This is a genomic window from Stutzerimonas decontaminans (assembly GCF_000661915.1).
In the GTDB taxonomy this organism is placed as follows: domain Bacteria; phylum Pseudomonadota; class Gammaproteobacteria; order Pseudomonadales; family Pseudomonadaceae; genus Stutzerimonas; species Stutzerimonas decontaminans.
Genome location: NZ_CP007509.1, coordinates 4101206 through 4123713 on the forward strand (window position 1 = coordinate 4101206; position 22508 = coordinate 4123713).

The 22508-nt window shown below is 64.1% G+C and carries 23 protein-coding genes; 14 read left to right on the forward strand and 9 right to left on the reverse strand.

The window, feature by feature from the left end; genetic code table 11:
- The first annotated feature begins 200 nt into the window (after positions 1-200).
- The 6 genes from glcC to UIB01_RS19050 all read left to right on the forward strand — a co-directional run bounded on the left by glcC (position 201) and on the right by UIB01_RS19050 (position 6165).
- A complete protein-coding gene (glcC, locus tag UIB01_RS19025; protein ID WP_038663936.1) occupies positions 201-974 on the forward strand; it encodes a transcriptional regulator GlcC in 774 nt (257 codons plus the stop codon).
- A gap of 97 nt (positions 975-1071) precedes the next feature.
- A complete protein-coding gene (locus UIB01_RS19030; RefSeq protein ID WP_038663939.1) occupies positions 1072-1626 on the forward strand; it encodes a chorismate--pyruvate lyase family protein in 555 nt (184 codons plus the stop codon).
- Between the two features lie 43 nt (positions 1627-1669).
- Positions 1670-2563 (forward strand): 4-hydroxybenzoate octaprenyltransferase, encoded by an 894-nt coding sequence (ubiA, locus tag UIB01_RS19035; RefSeq protein ID WP_038663942.1) that lies wholly within the window; start codon positions 1670-1672, stop codon positions 2561-2563.
- A 106-nt stretch (positions 2564-2669) separates the two neighbouring features.
- Complete coding sequence (gene phoB, locus UIB01_RS19040; protein ID WP_003283304.1) at positions 2670-3359, forward strand: phosphate regulon transcriptional regulator PhoB; 690 nt, start codon at positions 2670-2672, stop codon at positions 3357-3359.
- 68 nt (positions 3360-3427) lie between these two features.
- Positions 3428-4729 carry a phosphate regulon sensor histidine kinase PhoR gene (gene phoR / locus UIB01_RS19045; RefSeq protein WP_038663946.1) on the forward strand — a complete coding sequence of 434 codons (1302 nt, stop codon included), beginning with the start codon at positions 3428-3430 and terminating at the stop codon, positions 4727-4729.
- Between the two features lie 98 nt (positions 4730-4827).
- Positions 4828-6165, forward strand: coding sequence for a hemolysin family protein (locus UIB01_RS19050; RefSeq protein WP_038663949.1), 1338 nt, complete (start codon positions 4828-4830; stop codon positions 6163-6165).
- A gap of 55 nt (positions 6166-6220) precedes the next feature.
- Here the strand turns inward: UIB01_RS19050 and UIB01_RS19055 are convergent, their stop codons facing one another.
- Both UIB01_RS19055 and UIB01_RS19060 read right to left on the reverse strand, forming a co-directional pair.
- Positions 6221-7117, reverse strand: coding sequence for a peptidoglycan DD-metalloendopeptidase family protein (locus UIB01_RS19055; RefSeq protein ID WP_038663952.1), 897 nt, complete (start codon positions 7115-7117; stop codon positions 6221-6223).
- A gap of 143 nt (positions 7118-7260) precedes the next feature.
- Positions 7261-8178 carry a response regulator gene (locus UIB01_RS19060; protein ID WP_038663955.1) on the reverse strand — a complete coding sequence of 306 codons (918 nt, stop codon included), beginning with the start codon at positions 8176-8178 and terminating at the stop codon, positions 7261-7263.
- Between the two features lie 179 nt (positions 8179-8357).
- On the opposite strand from UIB01_RS19060, the gene UIB01_RS19065 reads away from it, so the two are divergent.
- The 6 genes from UIB01_RS19065 to UIB01_RS19090 all read left to right on the forward strand — a co-directional run bounded on the left by UIB01_RS19065 (position 8358) and on the right by UIB01_RS19090 (position 14130).
- Positions 8358-9170: a universal stress protein gene (locus UIB01_RS19065; RefSeq protein ID WP_038663958.1), complete on the forward strand. Its 813-nt coding sequence runs from the start codon at positions 8358-8360 to the stop codon at positions 9168-9170.
- 381 nt (positions 9171-9551) lie between these two features.
- Positions 9552-10757, forward strand: a complete 1206-nt coding sequence (locus UIB01_RS19070) for an ABC transporter substrate-binding protein (protein WP_038663961.1) — start codon at positions 9552-9554, stop codon at positions 10755-10757.
- 2 nt (positions 10758-10759) lie between these two features.
- Complete coding sequence (locus tag UIB01_RS19075) at positions 10760-11560, forward strand: ABC transporter ATP-binding protein (RefSeq protein ID WP_051605111.1); 801 nt, start codon at positions 10760-10762, stop codon at positions 11558-11560.
- On the forward strand, positions 11553-12257 hold the full coding sequence (locus UIB01_RS19080) for an ABC transporter ATP-binding protein (protein WP_038663963.1): 705 nt from the start codon (positions 11553-11555) through the stop codon (positions 12255-12257). Before UIB01_RS19075 ends, UIB01_RS19080 begins: the two co-directional genes overlap by 8 nt.
- Positions 12257-13144, forward strand: a complete 888-nt coding sequence (locus UIB01_RS19085; protein ID WP_013981555.1) for a branched-chain amino acid ABC transporter permease — start codon at positions 12257-12259, stop codon at positions 13142-13144. The genes UIB01_RS19080 and UIB01_RS19085 overlap by 1 nt, the downstream gene beginning before the upstream one ends.
- Entirely contained in the window at positions 13144-14130 is a 987-nt protein-coding gene (locus tag UIB01_RS19090) for a branched-chain amino acid ABC transporter permease (protein ID WP_038663966.1), read from the forward strand. Before UIB01_RS19085 ends, UIB01_RS19090 begins: the two co-directional genes overlap by 1 nt.
- Positions 14131-14157: 27 nt before the next feature.
- On the opposite strand, the gene UIB01_RS19095 is transcribed toward UIB01_RS19090, so the two are convergent.
- The 4 genes from UIB01_RS19095 to UIB01_RS19110 form a co-directional block, all read right to left on the reverse strand.
- On the reverse strand, positions 14158-14931 hold the full coding sequence (locus UIB01_RS19095; RefSeq protein WP_038663969.1) for a ParA family protein: 774 nt from the start codon (positions 14929-14931) through the stop codon (positions 14158-14160).
- An 86-nt stretch (positions 14932-15017) separates the two neighbouring features.
- On the reverse strand, positions 15018-15812 hold the full coding sequence (locus UIB01_RS19100; protein ID WP_038663972.1) for a thymidylate synthase: 795 nt from the start codon (positions 15810-15812) through the stop codon (positions 15018-15020).
- 103 nt (positions 15813-15915) lie between these two features.
- A complete protein-coding gene (gene lgt, locus UIB01_RS19105) occupies positions 15916-16716 on the reverse strand; it encodes a prolipoprotein diacylglyceryl transferase (protein ID WP_038663975.1) in 801 nt (266 codons plus the stop codon).
- A gap of 10 nt (positions 16717-16726) precedes the next feature.
- Positions 16727-17509, reverse strand: a complete 783-nt coding sequence (locus UIB01_RS19110) for a sulfite exporter TauE/SafE family protein (RefSeq protein ID WP_038663979.1) — start codon at positions 17507-17509, stop codon at positions 16727-16729.
- Positions 17510-17667: 158 nt separating this feature from the next.
- Here UIB01_RS19110 and UIB01_RS19115 point away from each other — a divergent pair, with 158 nt between their 5' ends.
- Positions 17668-18423: an NRDE family protein gene (locus tag UIB01_RS19115; protein ID WP_038663982.1), complete on the forward strand. Its 756-nt coding sequence runs from the start codon at positions 17668-17670 to the stop codon at positions 18421-18423.
- 6 nt (positions 18424-18429) lie between these two features.
- Here UIB01_RS19115 and ptsP read toward each other — a convergent pair whose 3' ends face one another.
- Positions 18430-20703, reverse strand: a complete 2274-nt coding sequence (gene ptsP / locus UIB01_RS19120; RefSeq protein ID WP_038663984.1) for a phosphoenolpyruvate--protein phosphotransferase — start codon at positions 20701-20703, stop codon at positions 18430-18432.
- A 24-nt stretch (positions 20704-20727) separates the two neighbouring features.
- Entirely contained in the window at positions 20728-21207 is a 480-nt protein-coding gene (locus UIB01_RS19125) for an RNA pyrophosphohydrolase (protein ID WP_015278517.1), read from the reverse strand.
- Between the two features lie 183 nt (positions 21208-21390).
- Between UIB01_RS19125 and UIB01_RS19130 the strand changes: the two genes are divergently transcribed.
- Positions 21391-22044 (forward strand): histidinol-phosphatase, encoded by a 654-nt coding sequence (locus tag UIB01_RS19130; protein ID WP_038663988.1) that lies wholly within the window; start codon positions 21391-21393, stop codon positions 22042-22044.
- A 33-nt stretch (positions 22045-22077) separates the two neighbouring features.
- On the opposite strand, the gene UIB01_RS19135 is transcribed toward UIB01_RS19130, so the two are convergent.
- Positions 22078-22506, reverse strand: coding sequence for a DUF2269 domain-containing protein (locus UIB01_RS19135; protein WP_038663990.1), 429 nt, complete (start codon positions 22504-22506; stop codon positions 22078-22080).
- Positions 22507-22508 lie beyond the last annotated feature (2 nt).

A 22508-nucleotide genomic window follows, 5' to 3' on the forward strand; every position in this document is an offset into this window, starting at 1 on the left:
GCGCGCCGCTGCGGTGGAATGACGCATCTTTAGCGCCGATGACCTCCAGCCGTCTATGCCCCAGCCAACTGGTCCTACCAGTTTTTTGTAGTTGGCCACTCAAGAGCACTACCTGAATAGCCTCTAGGCCGCATATCTACTCTCGCAGCGCCGATAAGGCTAAACTTCCCGCCAACTGGTCCTACCAGCTGGAGAAAGACATGCCGAGCGAAACCAACAATGACCGTCGTCAAGTCGCCGATGTCGTAGCCGAGCGCATCGAAAGACTGATCGTCGATGGCGTTCTGAAGGTCGGCCAGGCGCTGCCGTCGGAACGTCGCCTGTGCGAAAAGCTCGGCATCTCACGCTCGGCGCTGCGCGAGGGCCTGCGCGTACTACGCGGGCGCGGCATCATCGAGACATCCCAGGGCCGCGGCTCCTTCGTTGCCGAACTGTCCGGCAACCATGACGCCAGCCCGCTGATGCACCTGTTCAACTCGCAGCCGCGCACCCTCTATGACCTGCTGGAGGTACGCGCGCTGCTGGAAGGCGAATCGGCCCGGCTGGCCGCCTTGCGCGGCACCGATGCGGATTTCATCCTGCTGCGCCGACGCTACGAGGAAATGCTGGCCGCCCACGCCAGCGAGAACGGCGCCGACCCGCGCGAACACGCCCGCCTCGACCATGCCTTTCATCTGGCGATCTGCGAGGCCTCGCACAACCCGGTGCTGGTGCATACGCTGCAGTCGCTGACCGATCTGATGCTCTCGACGGTTTTCGCGTCGGTAAACAACCTCTACCACCGCCCGGCGCAGAAGCGGCAGATCGACCGTCAGCACTCGCGGCTCTATCACGCGGTGATCGAGCGCCTGCCCGAACAGGCCCAGCGCGCCGCACGCGACCATATCCACGGCATTCGCGACAACCTCAAGGAGATCGAGCAGGAAGAGCAGCGTCTGGTGCGCGCCACCATGCGCCTGGAAGGCTGGACCTGATCATCCTGTAGCGCCGCCGGCTGCGCCCTACAGGCCGCATCGCCGCCTACGCCCTGCAACGGCCGGGGCGCATGCTAGACTCGCCGCTCTTTCCGCTATGCCCGAACGCGCCGTGTCCGAATTCCTTGACTGGCTGAGTGCCGATCATCTCCCCTCTCCCCTCGATCCCGCCCTGCACGACTGGTTGTACGTCGACAAGGGTTCGCTGACGCGACGCCTGACCGACTTGGCCAATGGCGCGTTCAGCGTGACGCCGCTGCATGAAGCCTGGCAGGCCCTGCGCGCCGACGAGTGCGCCGCGCTCGGCGTTCCGCCCGAGAGCGAGGGTTGGGTGCGCGAGGTCTATCTGTGCGGTCATGGTCGGCCCTGGGTGTTCGCCCGCAGCGTCGCAGCCCGGTCACAGCTGACCGACTCCGGGCTTGACCTGCAGCGCCTGGGCAATCGTTCGCTGGGCGAACTGCTGTTCAGCAATCCGGCATTCGCGCGCGGCACACTTCAGGCATGTCATTACCCTGCTGACTGGCTGCCTGCAGAACGACGCGCGGACGGCCTCTGGGCACGCCGCTCGTGCTTCCGCCAGAATCAGCTCGGCGTGCTGGTCACCGAGGTGTTTCTTCCCGAGCTATGGCAGGCCGCTGCCATCACACCCTGAGCGCGCCGCTCTGCATGCCCCCTTCCGCCAAGGAGAGCCGCCGATGTATCTGAAATTGCTGCAATCAAGCAACCGCCTGCACCCGCGCGCCTGGGACTTCATCCAGCTGATGCGCCTGGATCGGCCTATCGGCACCTACCTGCTGCTGTGGCCGACGCTGTGGGCGCTGTGGATCGCGGCCGAGGGTGTGCCCAGCGCGAAGAACCTGTTCATCTTCGTCACCGGCGTGATCCTGATGCGCGCCGCCGGCTGCGTGATCAACGACTTCGCCGATCGCAACTTCGACGGTCACGTGCAGCGCACTCAGGCACGCCCCATGGCCGCAGGCAAGATCAGCTCGCGCGAGGCCTGGACGCTGTTCGCCGTACTGGTGGGCCTGAGCTTCGGGCTGGTACTGCTAACCAACGCGACAACCATCTACCTGTCTTTCGGCGCGCTGGCGCTGGCCGCCTGCTACCCGTTCATGAAGCGCTACACCTTCTACCCGCAGGTAGTGCTCGGCGCGGCGTTCTCCTGGGGCATGCCGATGGCCTTCACCGCCGAGACCGGCAGCCTGCCGCCGGAAGCCTGGCTGCTGTTCATCGCCAACCTGCTGTGGACGGTGGCCTACGACACCTACTACGCCATGGCCGACCGCGACGACGACCTGAAGATCGGCATCAAGTCCACCGCCATCCTCTTCGGCGAAGCGGACCGCGTCATCATCGCCACCCTGCAGGGCCTGGCACTTTTCTGTCTGCTCCTCGCCGGTGTGCGCTTCGAACTCGGCCAGTGGTTCCACCTCGGACTGGTGGTCGCCGCCGGTTGTTTCGCCTGGGAATTCTGGAAGACCCAATCGCGCAAGCCGCAGGTCTGTTTCAAGGCCTTCCTGCACAATCACTGGGCCGGGCTGGCGATTCTGCTTGGCATCGTGCTGGATTACGCGACCCGGGCTTAATGCTCAGCGAGCCGCGCTAGAGCCCTTGCTGCCGTCTGCCTGTCACATAGCTGCAATAATTCCGTTATCTAATGCCGGACGACAAGAACGGACCCGAGGCTTGACCATGAACGGCAAGAGCATACTGATCGTCGATGACGAGGCGCCGATCCGGGAGATGATCGTCGTCGCCCTGGAAATGGCCGGCTATGACTGTCTCGAAGCAGAGAACACCCAGCAGGCCCATGCGCTGATCATCGACCGCAAGCCGGACCTGATCCTGCTCGACTGGATGCTACCCGGCACCTCCGGCATCGAACTGGCCCGCCGCCTCAAGCGTGACGAACTGACCGCCGACACGCCGATCATCATGCTTACCGCCAAGGGCGAAGAGGACAACAAGATCCAGGGCCTGGAAGTCGGCGCCGACGACTACATCACCAAGCCGTTCTCACCACGCGAACTGGTGGCCCGCCTGAAAGCCGTGCTACGCCGTGCGACGCCAGTGGACAGCGAGTCGCCGATCGAGATCGGCGGTCTGTTGCTCGACCCGGTCAGCCACCGCGTCACCATCGACGGCAAGCCGGCCGAGATGGGCCCCACCGAGTACCGCCTGCTGCAGTTCTTCATGACCCACCAGGAGCGCGCCTACACCCGCAGCCAGCTGCTCGATCAGGTCTGGGGCGGCAATGTCTATGTCGAGGAGCGCACCGTCGACGTGCATATCCGTCGCCTGCGCAAGGCGCTCGGTGAAGCCTACGAGAATCTGGTGCAGACAGTACGCGGCACCGGTTATCGTTTCTCCAGCAAAAGCTGAGCACGCCGGGTGAACATACGTCCCGGCGTCATCCACCCCATCATCGCCACCGCTCTGGAGTGCATCGGTTGAATCAGGACTGGCAAGGAGCCCTCGTTCGCCGCCTGCTGCTGCTGTTGGGCGGCTGCCTGCTGCTCGGCCTGATCTCCGGGGAATATGCCTGGGCGCTGGTTCTCGGCCTGAGCGGCTATCTCGTCTGGACCCTGCGCCAGCTGCTGCGCCTGCAACGCTGGCTGCGCCGCGCCGACCCCGACGAGCCGCCACCGGATTCAGCCGGCATCTGGGGTGACATATTCGACAGCCTGTACCAGATGCAACGACGCGATCTGCGCCTACGTGGGCAGCTGCAGGGCATCATCGACCGCGCTCAGGGCTCGACCGCAGCCCTCAAGGACGCAGTGATCATGCTCGACAGCGACGGCAATCTGGAGTGGTGGAACCCCGCCGCAACCCGGCTGCTGGGGCTGAAGAAGCCGCAGGACGCCGGCCACCCGATCGGCAACCTGGTGCGCCATCCAGCCTTCAAGGAGTACTTCGACAGCGGCAACTACGACCAGCCGCTGGAGCTGGCCTCGCCGGTAGATGATCGTCTTCGTCTGCAGTTCAACATCACCCGCTATGGCAACAGTGAACATCTGCTGCTGGTGCGCGATGTAACCCGCCTGCACCAGCTGGAGCAGATGCGCAAAGACTTCGTGGCCAACGTTTCCCATGAGCTGCGCACCCCGCTCACGGTGATCGCCGGCTATCTGGAAACCCTGCTGGAAAACGCCGAGGGGGTGAATCCGCGCTGGCTTCGCGCCCTGCAGCAGATGAATCAGCAAGCCGGGCGCATGCAGCACCTGCTCAACGACCTGCTGTTGCTGGCCCGCCTGGAAACCAGCACCCGGCCGACCGACAACCAGCCGGTGGCGGTGGGGCTGTTGTTGCAGTCGATCATCAGCGATGCTCGGGCGCTGTCAGGCAGTCGCGGCCACCTGATCAGCCTCGATGCCGATCCGGCGCTGCAGCTCAAGGGCAGCGAGACGGAGTTACGCAGCGCCTTCTCCAACCTGGTGTTCAACGCGGTGAAGTACACCCCCGACGGTGGCAGCGTGCATGTGCGTTGGTGGGGCGACGAGGTCGGCGCCCACCTGAGCGTCGAGGACAGCGGCATCGGCATCGAACAAAAGCATCTGCCACGGCTGACCGAGCGTTTCTACCGGGTCGACTCCAGCCGCGCTAGCAGCACCGGCGGCACGGGACTCGGCCTGGCGATCGTCAAGCACGTGCTGCTACGCCATCAGGGCCGCCTGGACATCAGCAGCACCCCCGGCCAGGGCAGCCGCTTCTCCTGCCATTTCCAGAACAGCCAGATATCCGGCCGCTGACTCGCACTACCTGTCAGCCGGAAAAATCCCCGGCTGTCGCTTGAAAAGCCGGCGCGCCGCCGCCATCCTGTCGCGATCATTGGCCACCCGACCCCTTCATGGACCCTTCCCCCAGTTACGCCGCCTCCTCCTACTTCGCCGATTTCGGCCTGATTCTCTTCGCTCTGTTCCTCGTGCTGCTCAACGGCTTCTTCGTCGCCGCCGAGTTCGCCATGGTCAAGCTGCGCGCCACCAAGGTAGAAGCCATTGCCAGCCGGCATGGCTGGCGCGGCCACATCCTGCGTACCGTGCACAATCAGCTTGATGCCTATCTCTCTGCCTGCCAGCTGGGTATCACCCTGGCATCTCTGGGCCTGGGCTGGGTCGGTGAACCGGCGTTCGCGCACCTGCTCGAACCTCTGCTGGGCGGCATCGGCATCCAGTCGCCGGCACTGGTGCATGGCATCGCCTTCTTCACCGCATTCTTCATCATTTCCTATCTGCACATCGTCATCGGCGAGCTGGCACCGAAATCCTGGGCGATCCGCAAACCGGAGCTGCTGTCGCTGTGGACGGCCGTACCGCTGTACCTGTTCTACTGGCTGATGTACCCAGCGATCTACCTGCTCAACGCCAGCGCCAACGCCATCCTGCGCATCGCCGGCCAGGGCGAGCCGGGCGCACACCACGACCATCACTACAGCCGCGAAGAGCTCAAACTGATCCTGCACTCCAACCGCGCCCGCGATCCCGGCAACCAGCAGATCCAGGTGCTGGCCTCGGCGGTGGAGATGAGCGAGCTGGAAGTCGTCGACTGGGCCAACTCCCGCGAGGATTTGCTGCAGCTGGAGCACGATGCGCCGCTAGGTGAGATCCTCGAGGTGATTCGCCGTCACAAGTACAGCCGCTATCCGGTCTACAACAGCAGCAAAGGCGAGTATGTCGGCCTGCTGCACATCAAGGATCTGCTGCTGGCGCTGGCCGGCAACGACCGCCTTGCCGAGAACTTCTGCCTGAGCGAGCTGCTGCGCCCACTGGAACGGGTGTCCAAGCACATGCCGCTGGCCAGCCTGCTGGAACAGTTCCGCCAGGGCGGCGCGCACTTTGTGCTGGTCGAGGAAGGTGACCACAAGGTGATCGGCTTCCTGACCATGGAAGACGTGCTGGAGGTCTTGGTGGGCGACATTCAGGACGAGCACCGCAAGACCGAACGCGGCGTGCTCGCCTACCAGCCCGGCAAGCTGCTGGTGCGCGGCGACACGCCGCTATTCAAGCTCGAACGCCTTCTCGGCATCGATCTCGACCACGTCGAGGCGGAAACACTGGCAGGGCTGGTTTACGAAACCCTCAAGCGCGTACCCGACGAAGATGAAGTGCTTCAGGTAGAAGGCCTGCAGATCGTCATCAAAAAGATGCGCGGGCCGAAAATCGTGCTCGCGAAGGTACTCAAAGCCTGAATCTGACAGCCGCCACACTGGCGCTGCCAGACGAGCCTCCACAGCCGCAACGGCCTTAATCGCCACCCACGGCGAAGTTAGGCAGGCTGTTGACCGGCTGCGAGAAGTCGAACGGAATCGACTCGATGGCCAGGCCGACGTTGCGCTGCACCACGAAGTGCAGGTGCGGGCCGGTACTGTTGCCGGTGTTGCCGGAGCGCGCGATGCGGGCGCCGGTTTCCACGCGCTGGCCTTCGCGCACCGCCACGGAACCCTTCATCAGGTGCAGGTAGACGCCCATGGTGCCGTCGTCATGCAGGATGCGCACGAAGTTGCCAGCCGGGTTGTTGCCGCGCCCGCTCTGCTCGTTCTCGATCTTGACCACCATGCCACCGCGCGCCGCGACGATGGGCGTGCCTTCAGGCATGGCGATGTCGACCGCGTAGCGACCCTTGGGGGTGAAGTGGCTGTATTGGCCGTTGGCGCCCTGGGTCAGGCGGAAAGGGCCGCCGCGCCAGGGCAGCGGGTATTTGTAAGGCTTGGGAATCAGCCGCGGATCGCCTAGCGCATGGCGCAGCTTGGGCGTGTACTTGAGCGGCTTGGAGGCATCACGCGGTGCCAGGGTCGCCAGGCGGATCTGGCTGCGCGGTGGCAATACCCAGCGGATCGGCTTGGCCGGCGCGCCCACGGCGTTCTCGACATTTTCCAGCTTCAGCTCGATATCCACCGGCGCGAACAGGTCGTTGCGCACCAGCAGCGTTTCGCCCGCATCGTGCTTGCGGGTTTCCAGTTTGACCTGGGTATCGAGCTTTTCCACCATGCGATCACTGAAGACGAAGACCTGCGCGCCAGGCGCGGCCTGGTCGCTATAGGTCACGACCCCATTGGCGTCGGTGTATTTGTAGATGGTCAGGGCCAGCGCTGGCGTGGCCAGCAGTGGCAGCCCGAGCAACAAGAGAATGCGCCCCAGCATAACGGCAGTTTCTAATGGTTATAGTGTTGGAGCGGGAAGACTAGCAGTGGCGGCCAGCCTACGCGAGCCACCGACCGTCGGGGTGTGATGCTCGTCAGTTTGTACGTGACGGCAGGCGCCGAACGGTCGCCTGCCCGGATTGCTCAGGCCCCCGGAACGAAGTGACGCTGCGCTGTGCCGCGGGCGATCAGGCGTGACAGGTAGTCCATCTTCTGCGGGTCGCGGTCGACGAAGCGGAACGACAGCTGCAGCCACTCGCTGTCGGGTTTGGGCTCGAACGCCGCAACGGCGTGCAAATAGCCGTTGAGGCGCGCGACCTCACCGCCCTCGCCCTGCTCAAGATCGAGCACGGCGCTTTCCAGCACCTGCGGCAGCTGCTCGCCACGCTTGACCACCAGCAGCGCCTCTTTGAGGCTCAGCGCTTTGATCACGCAGGCAACACTGCCATTGGCCAGGCGCAGTTGGCCCTGTCCACGACCGGACGCAGCACCGGCCGGAGCGCTGGCAGGTGCTGCCGACGGCTGAATCAGGGGCGAGGCTTTGCTTTCCGCGGCGGTAGCGGCAGGTGCCGCAGGACGGACAACCTCGGCCTTGCCTCCGGTCAGAGCCGCCAGAGAGTCATTGGCCATGCCGGTGGCCAACGTTCTGGTCGGTGCGCTGGCAGCCAGGGCATCCAGCTTGCCGGCGCGCCCTAGGGCCTTGCGCACCTTGCTGGTGAGCTGTTCGTTGGAAAAGGGCTTGCCGATAAAGTCTGAAACGCCAGCCTGAATGGCCTGCACCACGTTCTCCTTGTCGCCACGGCTGGTGACCATGATGAACGGGGTGATCTTCAGCGCATCCTGGGTGCGACACCAGGTCAGCAGCTCCAGGCCCGACATCTCCGGCATTTCCCAATCACAGAGAATCAGGTCGAACCGCTCGCGGCTGAGCATCTGCTGGGCCTTGCGCCCGTTGACCGCATCCTCGATGCGAATGCCCGGAAAGTGACTACGGAGCGCCTTCTTCACCAGATCCCGGATAAAGGGCGCATCATCCACTACCAGCACACTGACCTTGCTCATCCTTAACTCCTGCTCGAATGTCGGCAAGCATAGCGGCAGGACCGGCCCGACAAAAGCACGACGACCCATCGCCAGCAAAGTTGTTGCCTCCGATCAACCCAGCGACGCGGGCCATGGACGGGACATGACTCTGCCGCCACGGCATACTTGCGGCTTTCGCCAGCCTCGCGAGGCCGCCCATGCTTCAGCAAAATCGGGTTCAGCACATTCTCGTCGCCCACGATCTCAGCCCGGACGCCGACCTCGCGCTGCAGCGTGCAGCCGGCCTGGCGCGCCAGACTGGCGCCCGTATCAGCCTGCTGCATGTACTCGACGATCGCGACGCGGCGAGCGACGAACAGCACGCACGCGCACTTCTGCAACAGCGCCTGCAGGAGAACGAGCTGGGTCAGCTCGAGCCCTGGATTCGTCGCGGCCAGCCGGTGGAGGAAATCCGCACGCAAGCCGAAGGCCTGGAGGTCGACCTGCTGGTACTGGGCCGTCACCACAAGGGGGCGAGCCAGGGATTCGCCGGCACCACGCTGGAGCGCATCATGCTTGAAAGCCCGGCACCGCTGCTGCTGGCTATCGCACCCGCGGAAGCTCCGTATCAACGCGCCATGGCTGCACTGGACTTCTCCCGCTGCGCCACCCGCGCCATGCAGTGCGCCTGGGAGTTGCTGGGCGACGGTGCCGAGCTGCATGCCCTGCATATCGACGAGATGGCCGAAGTACACGGCCCCGATTACGAAGGCCTGTCGCTGCAGCAGGAGCTGTTCGACCAGTTGATCGAAGACATCCAGCCGCAGCTGCCGGATACGGGCGCACTGCTGAGCTACAGCCTGCACCAGGGCGAGCGCAACAATTGCATGGACGCGGCATTGCGCGACCTGCAACCGCAGCTGCTGGCCCTTGGCAGTCACAGCCGCGGTGAACTGAGCAGCGCATTGCTCGGCAGCCTGGCGCGGCAGTTTATCGACAACCCGCCCTGCGACATCCTTATCGCGCGCTGAGGCGCGCCTTTGCCCGCCTGCGCTCGATGGCGCAGGCACTGCATAGCTGATCGACACACCACCGCCAGGTTGCGTCCCTGCAAACCCCTGCTACGTTTAGAGCCAGAACAACAATAAGAAGAAGATGCCCATGTGCCTCGCTTCGACTCGTTTCTGGTCCCGCTTTCCAGCTCTCATCTTTCCGAATTTCCACGACGACGTGGTGCCCCGCGCACGCTTGCGTTCGCCGTGCACGCGTCAAAGCCAGGCCACTGCACCCAAGCCGGTGATCCACGGCATTGCGCGCCTGACCGCTTGCCCAGCTTTCCCCTAACCCGCCCATACGGACCGCTTCGCATGGGGCGAGCCCGTATGCCGAGCAAACCGTGCAAGGAGATACGCATGAAGCTTTCAGCAATCGCAGCGGCAACTCTGACGGCAGTGGTCGCAGTACCCGCCTCGGCCGAAATTTCCGACGGCAAGGTGAAGATCGGCATTCTCAATGACCAATCCGGTGTGTATGCCGACTTCGGCGGCAAGTGGTCGTTCGAGGCGGCGAAGATGGCCGCCGAGGACTTCGGCGGCAAGGTGCTGGACGCGCCCATCGAGATCGTTACCGCCGATCACCAGAACAAGCCGGACATCGCCTCCAACATCTCGCGGCAGTGGTACGACCGCGAGCAGGTTGACGCGATCATGGAGCTGACCACCTCCTCGGTGGCGCTGGCGGTACAGGGCATTTCCAAGAGCAAGAAGAAGATCAACCTGGTGACCGGCGCCGCCACCACCGAGCTGACCGGCAAGCAGTGTTCGCCCTACGGCTTCCACTGGGCCTACGACACCCATGCGCTGGCGGTCGGCACCGGCGGCGCGCTGGTGTCTCAGGGTGGTGACAGCTGGTATTTCCTCACCGCCGACTACGCCTTCGGCTACTCCCTGGAAGAACAGACCGGCAAGTTCGTGAAATCCAAGGGCGGCGAGGTCAAGGGCGCGGTGCGCCATCCGCTAGCGAGTACCGATTACTCGTCGTTCCTGCTGCAGGCGCAATCCTCCGGTGCCAAGGTCATCGGCCTGGCCAACGCCGGGCTGGACACAGCCAACAGCATCAAGCAAGCCGCCGAATTCGGCATCGTCGCCGGCGGCCAGCGCCTCGCCGCCCTGCTCTTCACCCTCGCCGAAGTGCACGGCCTGGGCCTCGACGCTGCGCAGGGCCTGACGCTAACCGAAAGTTTCTACTGGGACCGCGACGACAAATCCCGCGAGTTCGGCGAACGCTTCTTCAAGCGCACCGGCCGTATGCCGAACATGGTGCATGCCGGCACCTACTCCGGCGTCATGCAGTACCTCAAGGCGATCGAGAAGGCCGGCACCGACGCCACCGAGCCGGTCGCCAAGGCGATGCACGAGATGCCGGTGGACGACGTCTTCGCGCGCAACGCCAAGGTCGGCGCCAACGGCCGACTGATCAGCGATGTGTACCTGATGGAAGTGAAGAAGCCCGAGGAGAGCAAACGCGCCTGGGATTACTACAAGGTGCTGGCCACCGTGCCAGGCGACGAGGCCTACATCAAGCCGGCCGATAGCGGCTGCGAACTGGTCGGGCAGTGAGCATGGCGGCAGTTCAGAAGGCCACCAGCCACGGGCTGACTGCGGAGGCGGACGCGCCGGTCATGCTCTCTGCCCGCGGCCTGCGCAAGGAGTTCGGCGGCTTCGTGGCGGTCAACAATGTCGACCTGGACGTGCACCACGCACAGGTGCACGCCCTGATCGGACCCAATGGCGCCGGCAAGACTACGGTGTTCAACCTGCTGACCAAGTTTCTGCAACCCACCAGTGGGACCATCCGCCTGCTCGACCATGACATCACCCGCACCGACCCGGCCAAGGTGGCGCGCATGGGGTTGGTGCGCTCGTTCCAGATCTCCGCAGTGTTCCCGCACCTTTCCGTGCTGGACAACGTGCGCGTCGCCCTGCAGCGGCCGGGCGGGCTGGCCACGCAATTCTGGCTGCCGATGCGCTCGCTCAACCGCCTCAACGAGCGCGCCCTGCAGCTGATCGAGTCCGTCGGCTTGGCCGACAAGCGCAACGAGCTGGCGGCCGATCTCTCCTACGGGCGCAAGCGCGTGCTGGAAATCGCCACCACCCTGGCCTTGGAGCCCAAGGTGCTGCTGCTCGACGAGCCCATGGCCGGCATGGGCCATGAAGACGTGCACGTGGTGGCCGAGATCATCCGCGAAGTGGCTACCCAGCGTGCGGTGCTGATGGTCGAGCACAACCTCAAGGTGGTCGCCGACCTTTGCCATCAGGTCACGGTGCTGCAGCGGGGCGAAATTCTTACCTCCGGCGACTACCGTACGGTCAGCCAGGACGAGCGCGTACGCGTGGCCTACATGGGGACCGACGATGACTGAACCACTGCTCAGCGTGCGCGACCTCAACGCCTGGTACGGTGAAAGCCATGCCCTGCACGGCATCGACCTCGACGTACACCAGGGCGAGACAGTGACCCTGCTCGGCCGCAACGGGGTGGGCAAGACCACCGCGCTGCGCGCCATCGTAGGCATCATCCGCAAGCGCAGCGGGACGATCCGCTTCGACGGCAAAGACATGCTGCGCGTACCGCTGCACCGCACCGCCCGCCACGGCATCGGCTACGTGCCGGAAGAACGCGGCATCTTTTCCACGCTGACGGTGGAAGAGAACCTCACCCTGCCGCCGGTGATCGCCAAGGGCGGCATGACCCTGGCGGAGATCTACCAGCTGTTCCCCAACCTCGAGGAACGCCGCAGGAGCCCCGGCACCAAGCTCTCCGGTGGCGAGCAGCAGATGCTGGCCATGGCGCGCATCCTGCGCACCGGCGCCAAACTGCTGCTGCTCGACGAACCCACCGAAGGCCTGGCACCGGTGATCATCCAGCGCATCGGCGAGGTGCTGCAGACGCTCAAGCAACGCGGCATGACCATCCTGCTGGTGGAGCAGAACTTCCGCTTCGCCAGCAAGGTGGCCGACCGCTTCTACGTGGTGGACCACGGCCAGGTCATCGACCACTTCGCCGTCGACGAACTGCCTGATCGCATGAGCATGCTCAACGAAGCCCTGGGGGTCTGATGACGACGATTTTCGATGTGCCGATCCAGGCGTTTCTCGGGCAATTGCTGATCGGCCTGATCAACGGCTCGTTCTACGCCATGCTCAGCCTGGGCCTGGCGATCATCTTCGGCATGCTGAAGATCATCAACTTCGCGCACGGCGCGCAGTACATGATCGGCGCCTTCGCCGGCTACCTGTTGCTGGCCACCCTGGGCATCGGCTACTGGCCGGCGCTGATCCTCGCGCCGATCATCGTCGGCCTGTGCAGCGCGGTGATCGAGCGCCTGGCGCTGTCGCGGCTGTACAACCTCGACCACCTCTACAGCCTGCTCTTCACTTTCGGCCTGGCGCTCGCCCTGGAGGGCGCCTTCCGCTACTTCTACGGCTCCTCCGGGCAACCCTATGCGGTGCCCAAGGAGCTGGCCGGCGGCTACAACCTGGGCTTCATGTTCCTGCCCAAGTACCGCGCCTGGGTGGTGCTGGCGTCGCTGGTGATCTGCATCGCCAGCTGGCTGCTGATCGAGAAGACCAAGCTCGGCGCCTACCTGCGGGCCGCCACCGAGAACCCGACGCTGGTGCGCACCTTCGGCATCAACGTGCCGCTGCTGCTGACCTTCACCTACGGCATGGGCGCGGCACTGGCCGGGCTGGCCGGCATGCTCGCCGCGCCGATCTACCAGGTCAGTCCGCTGATGGGCTCGAACCTGATCATCGTGGTGTTCGCCGTTGTCGTGGTCGGCGGCATGGGCTCGATTCTCGGCGCCATCATCACCGGCTACATGCTCGGCATTCTCGAGGGGCTGACCAAGGTGTTCTATCCGGAGGCTTCCAACATCGTGATCTTCGTGATCATGGCGATCGTGCTGCTGGTGCGTCCCGCCGGTCTGATGGGGAGGGACGCCTGATGAACAGCCAGGTGAACGTCACGCCGACCACCAAACGCCCGCTGCTGCGCCTGGAGACCGTACTGATCCTGATCGGCGTGGTTGCGCTGGCGCTGGCACCGTTCTACTTCTACCCGATCTTCCTGATGAAGGTGCTGTGCTTCGCCCTCTTCTCCTGCGCCTTCAACCTGCTGCTCGGCTACACCGGCATTCTCTCCTTCGGCCACGCGGCGTTCTTCGGCGGTGCCGCCTATTTCACCGCGCATGCAGTGAAGGAATGGGGGCTGACGCCGGAACTGGGCATTCTCGTCGGCGTTGCCGGCGCGGCGTTTCTAGGGCTGATCATCGGTTTTCTGGCGATCCGCCGACAGGGCATCTACTCGACGATGATCACCCTGGCGCTGTCGCAGATGTTCTTTTTCTTCTGCCTGCAGGCTTCGTTCACCCACGGTGAGGACGGTATCCAGAACATTCCGCGCGGCCATCTGTTCGGCCTGATCGATCTCGAGGAGCCGCTGTACATGTACTTCTTCGTGCTCGCGGTGTTTCTCGCCGGCATGCTGCTGATCTGGCGCGTCATTCACTCGCCGTACGGCATGATCCTGCGCTCGATCCGCGAGAACGAGAACCGCGCCATTTCCCTCGGCTATTCGGTGTCGCGCTACAAGCTCGGGGCTTTCGTCATGTCCGCCGCGCTGGCGGGACTCGCCGGCGGGCTGAAAGCGCTGGTATTCCAGTTCGCCACGCTGACCGACGTCAGCTGGCAGATGTCCGGCGAGGTGGTGCTGATGACCCTGCTCGGCGGCATCGGCACGCTGGTCGGCCCGGTGTTCGGCGCCGCGCTGGTGACCAGCCTGGGCAACTACTTCGCCACCTCGGAGCTGCCGGTGACGCTGGTCACCGGGATCATCTTCATGGCCTGCGTACTGGTGTTCCGCCGCGGGATGATCGGCGAACTCTATGCCTCGCGGCTGGGCAAGAAGCTGGAGCGGCGCGCCGACGACTAGGGCCGCCGGGCTCAGCCCGGAGCCGACTCAGCCGTTCGCTTCGAGCAGGTCATGCAGTTCGACGAACTGCTGGCTCAGCTTATGCCGCGGGTCCAGGTACACCAGCGGCATGCAGGCCTGGTGCGACTCGCGCATCTTCACCGAGCTCATCAGGTTGACCGGCAGCACTGGCAAACCCTCACTCAACAGTTCGTCGATCATCTGCTGCGGCAGCGCGGCCCGCGGCTGGAACTGATTGACCACGATGCCCTCCACTTCGAGTGCCTCATTGTGGTCGTCCTTCATGTCTTCGATTTCGTCGAGCAGGCTGTACAGCGCCTGACGGGAAAAGCTGTCGCAGTCGAAGGGAATCAGGCAGCGGTCGGCAGCGATCAGCGCGGAAACGGTATAGAAGTTCAGCGCCGGCGGAGTGTCGAGGTAGATGCGGTCGTAATCCTCGGCAAGGCCGTCGAGCAATTTTCGCAGTTTGTTGATCTTGTGCTTGGCCTCCAGCTTGGGCTGCAGGTCGGCCAGCTCGGCCGTGGCGCTGATCAGGTGCAGGTTGTCGAAGGCCGTTTCGAGGATCGGCGGGCGCGCCTTCTTGCCCGCGGTACCGCCGGCGAGGATCTGCTTGAAGAAGTCGGCGATGCCAGTGGGAATATCGTCGCCGGTCAGCCCGGTCAGGTAATGCGTGGAGTTGGCCTGAGCGTCCAGGTCCACCAGCAGTGTGCGGTAGCCCTGCGATGCGCTGACCGCGGCCAGATTGCAGGCGATGCTCGACTTGCCGACACCGCCCTTCTGATTGAACACGACCCTGCGCATGACTCGATCCTCGATAACCCTGAGCGGTCGAGTCTATACGGCAAATATGACAGCCGGGTTATCTGCGGCAGCAAACCCGACCAAAGTCAGACGGCAACGGGTGCCTTGATGTGCGGATGCGCTTCGTAGCCGACCAGTTCGAAGTCCTCGAAGCGGAAGGCAAACAGGTCCTTCACCTCGGGATTGAGCTTCATGGTCGGCAGCGGCAGCGGCTTACGAGTCAGCTGCAGGTCGGCCTGCTCCAGGTGATTGGCGTACAGATGACAGTCGCCGCCGCTCCAGATGAACTCGCCCGGCTGCAGGTCACAGACCTGCGCCACCATCAGCGTCAGCAGCGCGTAGCTGGCGATATTGAACGGCACGCCGAGGAAAATATCCGCCGAGCGCTGGTACAGCTGGCAGCTGAGCTTGCCGTCGGCAACGTAGAACTGGAACAGCGCGTGGCACGGCGGCAACGCCATCTGCTCGACCAGGGCCGGGTTCCAGGCCGAAACGATCAGCCGGCGTGAATCCGGGTTCTTCTTGATCATCGCCAGCAGGTTGGCGATCTGATCGATGGACTCACCGTTCGGCGCCGGCCACGAACGCCACTGGTAGCCGTACACCGGCCCCAGCTCACCATTCTCGTCGGCCCACTCATCCCAGATCCGTACGCCGTTCTCTTTCAGGTACTTGATGTTGGTGTCGCCCTGCAGGAACCAAAGCAGCTCGTGGATGATGGACTTGAGGTGGCACTTCTTGGTGGTGACCAGCGGAAAGCCTTCGGCCAGGTCGAAGCGCATCTGGTGGCCGAACACGCTGTAGGTGCCGGTACCGGTACGGTCGGTCTTGAAGGTGCCGTGGTCGCGCACGTGGCGCATCAGGTCGAGATACTGTTTCATCGATTGACTCGAGGCAGGCGCCGGAGCGCGGTGAAAAGGCTGCGCGAATAGTAAAAGCCTGGGGCCCGCTTGTCGCCTTTGCGGCGACAGGCAGGCCTTCGAATCAGGCCGGCGCCCGACCAGCGTCGCGCCGGTAACCCCAGGCGATCATCCCGGCACCGAGCAGCACCATCGGCACGCAGAGCACCTGCCCCATGGTCAGCCAGCCGAACGCCAGATAACCCAGCTGCGCATCCGGCACGCGGACGAACTCGACGATGAAGCGGAAGATGCCGTAGCACACCGCGAATAGCCCGGAGACCGCCATGGTCGGCCGCGGCTTGCGCGAATAGAACCAGAGGATCACGAACAGCGCGATGCCCTCCAGGGCGAACTGATAGAGCTGCGACGGGTGCCGGGCCAGCTGTTGCGGATCGGTCGGGAAGACCATCGCCCAGGGCACATCGGTGGCCTTGCCCCACAGCTCGGCATTGATGAAGTTGCCGATGCGCCCGGCGCCCAGGCCGATCGGCACGAACGGCGCGATGAAGTCCATCAGCTCGAAGAAGCTCTTGCCGTTGCGCCGCGCGAATATCCAGCTGCACAGCAGCACCCCGATCAAGCCGCCATGGAACGACATGCCGCCCTTCCACACCTGCAGGATCAGGCTCGGCTGATTGATGTAGGCAGCCAGGTCGTAGAACAGCACGTAACCCAGACGACCGCCGACGATCACCCCCATGGCGACCCAGAACACCAGGTCGGACAGTTTGTCCTTCGGCCACTCCGGCGCGAAGCGTTGCACGCGCAGCGAGGCCAGCCACCAGGCGCCGCCAATGCCGATCAGGTACATCAGGCCGTACCAGTGAATCTGCAAAGGGCCGATGGCGATGGCCACCGGATCGATCTGCGGATAGGGCAGCATCCGTTACTCCTCAAACCAGAAAATTGATGCCGACGCTCAGCAGCAGCAGAGCGAACAGCCGTTTCAGAACCTTTGCCGACAGCCGATGGGCCAGCTTCGCACCCAGCCTGGCGGAGAACATGCTGGTGGCGGCGATGCCGAGCATGGCTGGCAGATAAACGAAGCCCAGACTCCAATCCGGCAGCTGCGGCTCATGCCAGCCGACGACCATGAAACTCAGCGCTCCGGCGATGGCGATCGGCAGGCCGCACGCCGCGGATGTCGCCACCGCCTGCTGCATCGGCACGCTGCGCCAGGTCAGATAGGGCACCGACAGCGAGCCGCCGCCGATGCCGAAGATTGCCGATGCCCAGCCAATGACCACCCCAACCAACGACAGCTCTGGTCGACCCGGCGCCTGGCCGGTGGCCTTGGGCCGCAGATCAAACCCCATCTGCACCGCCATCGCCAGGGCGAACACACCGATGATTTTCTGCAACATCGGACCCTGGATCGCCGCGGCGGTCAGACTGCCCAGAGCCGCACCAAGCAGAATACCGAAAGTCATCCACAGCACCATTGGCCAGCGCACCGCGCCCTTGCGATGGTGCGTGAGAATCGAATTGATCGAGGTGAAAACGATTGTGGCCAGCGACGTCCCGACGGCGAGGTGAGTGAGAATATCCCCGGAAAACCCCTGGGCGCTGAAACTGAAGACCAGCACTGGCACGATGATCAGTCCGCCGCCCACACCAAACAGCCCGGCCAGCACTCCAGCGAAGCCACCCAGCAGCAGATACAGCAGAAACTCCATGTGCCCCGTCCCGGCGAAACAAAGCGACATGTTAGCGGAAAACCCGCGCAGGACGCTCGCCTGGTTGCCCACACCGGCAGACGCAGCGCGGACCGGCAGTGGCTCCCGTGCACGCTGCGTCTGTACTCTAGCGAACCGGCAGAGAGAGTAGATTTCCCATGTGCCTGATCGTCTTCGCCTGGCGCCCCGACCATATCCAGCCACTGGTGGTAGCGGCCAACCGTGACGAATTCCACGCCCGGCCCAGCCTGCCCTTGGGGCAATGGAAGGACGCACCCTGGATCATCGCCGGACGCGATCTGCAGGCCGGCGGCACCTGGATGGGCATCACCACCCGCGGGCGCTTCGCCGCGCTGACCAACATCCGTGCACCGGGCCAGCCGATCGGTCTGCGTTCGCGCGGCGAACTACCCGAGCAATACCTGCGCGGCGAGTTGTCGCCGGCCGAGTACCTCGCTGAACTGGCCGCCCGCTGCAGCGATTACGCTGGCTTCAACCTGCTGGTCGGGGATGCCCAGAGCCTCTGGCACCTGAATTCCCACAGCGGCGAAGCGACGCCGCTGAGGGCCGGGGTCTACGGCCTGTCGAATGCCGGCCTGGACACGCCCTGGCCGAAGCTAAGGAAGGCCCGAGCCGCGCTGGCGGACGAACTCGACCAGCCGGATATCGAGCGCCTGCTGGCCCTGCTCGCCGATCCGCGACCGGCCGCCGAGCATGAGCTGCCACAGACAGGCGTATCGCTGGAGTGGGAACGGCGGCTGTCCAGCATCTTCATCGCCAGCCCCGAATACGGCACGCGCGCCAGCACAGCGCTGATCCGCCATGCCGACCACACGCTGGAGATTCTGGAACGCAGTTTTGGCCCGCACGGCCCGCTGAGCGAGGTGCGCTACCGCCATCCGCCGCGCAACTGATCGGACTCAGACGGCGGCAGACGGGTTGATCAGCTTGTCCAGGCCCAGGTTGCGCAGGGTCAGCTGAACCGTACTCTGGATCACGTGCGGGCTATCGAGAAGCATGACCCGCGCGAGCAACTGCTGGGCGGTGTCCATGCTGATCTGGCGCAGCAGCCATTTCACCTTGGGCAGGTTGGTGGCATTCATCGACAGGCTGTCGAAGCCCATCGCCAGCAGCAGTACGGCGGCCGCCGGATCGCCAGCCATCTCGCCGCAAATGCTCACCGGCTTGCCTTCGCTGTGCGCTTCCTTGACCACCCGCTGCAGCGCTTCGAGCACGGCGGGGTGCAGATAATCGTAGAGATCGGCGACCCGCGGGTTGTTGCGATCGACCGCCAGCAGATACTGCGTCAGGTCGTTGGACCCGACCGAGATGAAGTCCACCTGGCGTGCCAGTTCACGGGTGAGATACACCGCCGCCGGCACTTCGATCATCACGCCAACGGGCGGCATATGCACGTCCAGCCCTTCGTCGCGCACCTCGCACCAGGCGCGATGGATCAGGTGCAAAGCCTCTTCCAGCTCGCCGATGCCGGAAATCATCGGCAGCAGGATACGCAGGTTGTTCAGCCCGGCGCTGGCCTTGAGCATGGCGCGGGTCTGCAACAGGAAGATTTCGGGGTGGTCGAGGGTGACGCGGATACCGCGCCAGCCGAGAAACGGATTCTCTTCCTTGATCGGGAAGTACGGCAGGCACTTGTCTCCACCGATATCGAGGCTGCGCATGGTCACAGGCAGCGGATGGAAGGCTTCCAGCTGCTCGCGGTAGATCGCCATCTGCTCCTTTTCGCTGGGGAAGCGCTCCTTGATCATGAAGGGCACTTCGGTGCGATACAGCCCCACGCCCTCCGCGCCACGCTCCTGGGCGCGCACCACATCGGCCAGCAGTCCGGTGTTCACCCACAGAGGAATCCGATGGCCATCGGTGGTCTCGCAGGGCAGTTCACGCAGAACATCGAGCCCCTCGGAGAGCTGACGCTCCTGCTCGGCCAGCACCTCGTACTGTTCGCGCAGCACCTTGCCTGGATTGGTGATGATCTCGCCGCGGTAACCATCGACGATCAGTTCGATGCCGTCGACCTTGGAATACGGCAGGTCGACCGCGCCCATCACCGTCGGAATGCCCATCGCGCGGGCGAGAATGGCGACGTGGGAGTTGCTCGAACCGAGTACCGAGACCATCCCCACCAGCTTGCCTTCGGGCACCTCGCCGAGCATCGCCGGGGACAACTCCTCGCTGACCAGAATGGTTTTGTCCGGGTAGGTCAGGGTCTGCTGGCGCGCCTCCTGCAGATAGGAAAGCAGGCGCCGGCCAATATCCTTGACGTCCGATGCCCGCTCGCGGAGGTAGGCGTCGTCCATCATCTCGAAACGCCGCACGTGCTCACTGACCACCTGACGCAGCGCGCCCTGCGCCCACTGCCCGGTGCGGATCACCTTGATCACTTCACCGCCGAGGGCCGAGTCGTCGAGCATCATCAGATACACGTCGAATAGCGCGCGCTCTTCCTTGCGCATCTGTGTCGCGAGCTTTTCCGACAGGTTGCGCATGTCGGCGCGCACCGCCTCCAGCGCGGCTTCGAACAACGTCAGTTCGGCGTCGATGTTGTCGATGTTCTTGTCCGGCACCACATCCAGATCGGCCGGCGGCAGCACCACCACGGCAGTTCCCACACCGGCGCCTGGCGCGCCCGGGATGCCGATGAAGCGGGTTTCCTGAATGCCCTTGCCCTGCCGGCCGAGGCCACGGATCGAGCCGGTAGCCTCGGCATGAGCGATAACGCCGGCGAGCTGCGCGCTCATGGTGACCAGGAAGGCTTCTTCGCCCTCGTCGAACTGACGGCGTTCCTTCTGTTGGATGACCAGTACGCCCATCACCCGCCGGTGGTGGATGATCGGCGCACCAAGGAAAGACGCATAGCGTTCCTCGCCGGTTTCGGCGAAGTAGCGGTAGCGCGGGTGTTCGGAGGCGTGTTCGAGGTTGAGCGGCTCTTCGCGGGTGCCCACCAGGCCGACCAGGCCTTCGTTGGGCGCCATGCTGACCTTGCCGATGGCGCGCTTGTTGAGACCCTCGGTGGCCATCAGGACGAAGCGTTCGGTTTCCGGATCGAGCAGATAGACCGAGCAGACCTGGCTACCCATGGCCTCCCTGACCCTCAGCACGATGATGCCCAACGCCGCCTTGAGGTCCTTGGCGGCATTCACTTCCTGGACAATCTTGCGCAGCGTGCCGAGCATGCTCAGAGGCTTTCTCCCCGAATCTCAGTCCCGCACCGGTAGACGCGGTGCGAGTTCTTTAAGTGCGCGACGATAGACTTCGCGCTTGAAGGTGACCACCTGTCCCAGCGGATACCAATAACTGACCCAGCGCCAACCGTCGAACTCCGGTTTGCCGGTCAGGTCCATCCGCACACGCTCTTCGGCACTGGTCAGGCGCAGCAGAAACCATTTCTGTTTCTGGCCAATGCACAGCGGTTGGCTGTGGGTACGCACCAGTCGCTGCGGCAGACGATAGCGCAACCAGCCACGGGTGCAGGCGAGGATCTTCACATCCTGCTCTTCCAGGCCAACTTCTTCGTTGAGTTCGCGGAACAGGGCTTCTTCTGGCGTTTCACGGGCATTGATCCCGCCTTGCGGGAACTGCCAGGCATCCTGATTGATCCGCCTGGCCCACAGCACCTGACCGACATCGTTGGTCAGGATGATGCCGACATTCGGGCGAAAACCATCGGAATCGATCACGGCATACAACCTCGCAGACGCATGTCGCGGCATTGTTCCACAAAACCGCGATAAGCCGAAAGCGCGGCAAACCGCCGTTGGGCTCGTGCCGGCCTGTGCGGCAAAAGGCCGATGGAGGCTGCACCAGGGCTGGTCTAGCCGTTATGCTTGACGCAGCCCTAACCATCCCCGAGGAAATCATCTGTGCGCCTGGCTCTATTCGATCTCGACAATACCCTGCTGGCCGGAGACAGCGACCACGCCTGGGGCGAATACCTCTGCCAGCGCGGCATCGTCGACGCGAGTCACTACAAGGCACGCAACGATGCCTTCTATCAGGATTACCTGGCCGGCAACCTCGACGTGCATGCCTACCAGAACTTCTGCCAGGAACTGCTCGGTCGCAGCGAAATGTCGCAGCTGCAGGAATGGCACGAGGAATTCATGCGCGACTTCATCGAGCCCATCGTGCTGAGTAAAGGCGAGGCGCTACTGCGCCAGCATCTGGAAGCCGGCGACAAGGTGGTGATCATCACCGCCACCAACCGCTTCATCACCGGGCCGATCGCCGCACGTCTGGGCGTCGATACCCTGCTGGCAACCGAATGCGAGATGCGCGATGGCCGCTACACCGGCCGCCTGACCGACATCCCCTGCTTCCAGGAAGGCAAGGTGCAGCGGATCGAGCGCTGGCTGGCAGAAACCGAGCAGAGCCTCGAAGGCGCCTATTTCTACAGCGACTCGCGCAACGACCTGCCGCTACTACAGCGCGTGCCCCACCCGGTGGCCGTGGATCCGGACCCTGTGCTGCGTGACATCGCCACCGAACGTGGCTGGCAGATCATCTCGCTGCGCTGAGTCAGCGCAGCAGCCATGCCCGAGCCGGTCGAATCAGACCGGCTTGGCGCCCATCAGCGCGGTGATCGCGATCAGCACGACCAGCACCAGCACGCCGTAGATGCCGGCATTACGTGCCGCGGTGGGGCTACCCGGCGCCTGCCAGGCGCTGAGACGACCGGCCAGCAGCAGCACCAGTGGTATCAGCGCGAGAAACAGCACGGAACTGGCCAGCAGCCAGAACTGGCCCAGCGGCCAGCCGGCCAGATGCGTCAGCCACCAACCGGTCACCGGCAGCGACAGACCGATCACGGCTAGCAGTGGCAGCGAGAGCCGACGGGTACGCTGCAGTTTGCGTTGCAGCACGGCCTGGTCACCGCCGCGCCCGGCTTTCCACAGCATGATCAGGTGCACGATCACACCCAGCAGCAACAGCACCGCGGTGGCGCCATGCACGATTCGTAGGGTCAAATAGTGTTCCATTC

Excerpts from the sequence above, each read along its gene's own strand:
- UIB01_RS19030 (WP_038663939.1), top strand. The coding sequence starts at position 1,072 with ATGCCCGAACGCGCCGTGTCCGAATTCCTTGACTGGCTGAGTGCCGAT.
- UIB01_RS19070 (WP_038663961.1), top strand. The coding sequence starts at position 9,552 with ATGAAGCTTTCAGCAATCGCAGCGGCAACTCTGACGGCAGTGGTCGCA.
- UIB01_RS19075 (WP_051605111.1), top strand. The coding sequence starts at position 10,760 with ATGGCGGCAGTTCAGAAGGCCACCAGCCACGGGCTGACTGCGGAGGCG.
- UIB01_RS19065 (WP_038663958.1), top strand. The coding sequence starts at position 8,358 with ATGCTTCAGCAAAATCGGGTTCAGCACATTCTCGTCGCCCACGATCTC.
- UIB01_RS19115 (WP_038663982.1), top strand. The coding sequence starts at position 17,668 with ATGTGCCTGATCGTCTTCGCCTGGCGCCCCGACCATATCCAGCCACTG.
- UIB01_RS19055 (WP_038663952.1), bottom strand. The coding sequence starts at position 7,117 with ATGCTGGGGCGCATTCTCTTGTTGCTCGGGCTGCCACTGCTGGCCACG.
- UIB01_RS19085 (WP_013981555.1), top strand. The coding sequence starts at position 12,257 with ATGACGACGATTTTCGATGTGCCGATCCAGGCGTTTCTCGGGCAATTG.
- UIB01_RS19090 (WP_038663966.1), top strand. The coding sequence starts at position 13,144 with ATGAACAGCCAGGTGAACGTCACGCCGACCACCAAACGCCCGCTGCTG.
- ptsP (WP_038663984.1), bottom strand. The coding sequence starts at position 20,703 with ATGCTCGGCACGCTGCGCAAGATTGTCCAGGAAGTGAATGCCGCCAAG.
- UIB01_RS19060 (WP_038663955.1), bottom strand. The coding sequence starts at position 8,178 with ATGAGCAAGGTCAGTGTGCTGGTAGTGGATGATGCGCCCTTTATCCGG.
- lgt (WP_038663975.1), bottom strand. The coding sequence starts at position 16,716 with ATGCTGCCCTATCCGCAGATCGATCCGGTGGCCATCGCCATCGGCCCT.
- phoB (WP_003283304.1), top strand. The coding sequence starts at position 2,670 with ATGAACGGCAAGAGCATACTGATCGTCGATGACGAGGCGCCGATCCGG.
- UIB01_RS19135 (WP_038663990.1), bottom strand. The coding sequence starts at position 22,506 with ATGGAACACTATTTGACCCTACGAATCGTGCATGGCGCCACCGCGGTG.
- UIB01_RS19100 (WP_038663972.1), bottom strand. The coding sequence starts at position 15,812 with ATGAAACAGTATCTCGACCTGATGCGCCACGTGCGCGACCACGGCACC.
- UIB01_RS19110 (WP_038663979.1), bottom strand. The coding sequence starts at position 17,509 with ATGGAGTTTCTGCTGTATCTGCTGCTGGGTGGCTTCGCTGGAGTGCTG.
- UIB01_RS19080 (WP_038663963.1), top strand. The coding sequence starts at position 11,553 with ATGACTGAACCACTGCTCAGCGTGCGCGACCTCAACGCCTGGTACGGT.
- UIB01_RS19050 (WP_038663949.1), top strand. The coding sequence starts at position 4,828 with ATGGACCCTTCCCCCAGTTACGCCGCCTCCTCCTACTTCGCCGATTTC.
- glcC (WP_038663936.1), top strand. The coding sequence starts at position 201 with ATGCCGAGCGAAACCAACAATGACCGTCGTCAAGTCGCCGATGTCGTA.
- ubiA (WP_038663942.1), top strand. The coding sequence starts at position 1,670 with ATGTATCTGAAATTGCTGCAATCAAGCAACCGCCTGCACCCGCGCGCC.
- UIB01_RS19095 (WP_038663969.1), bottom strand. The coding sequence starts at position 14,931 with ATGCGCAGGGTCGTGTTCAATCAGAAGGGCGGTGTCGGCAAGTCGAGC.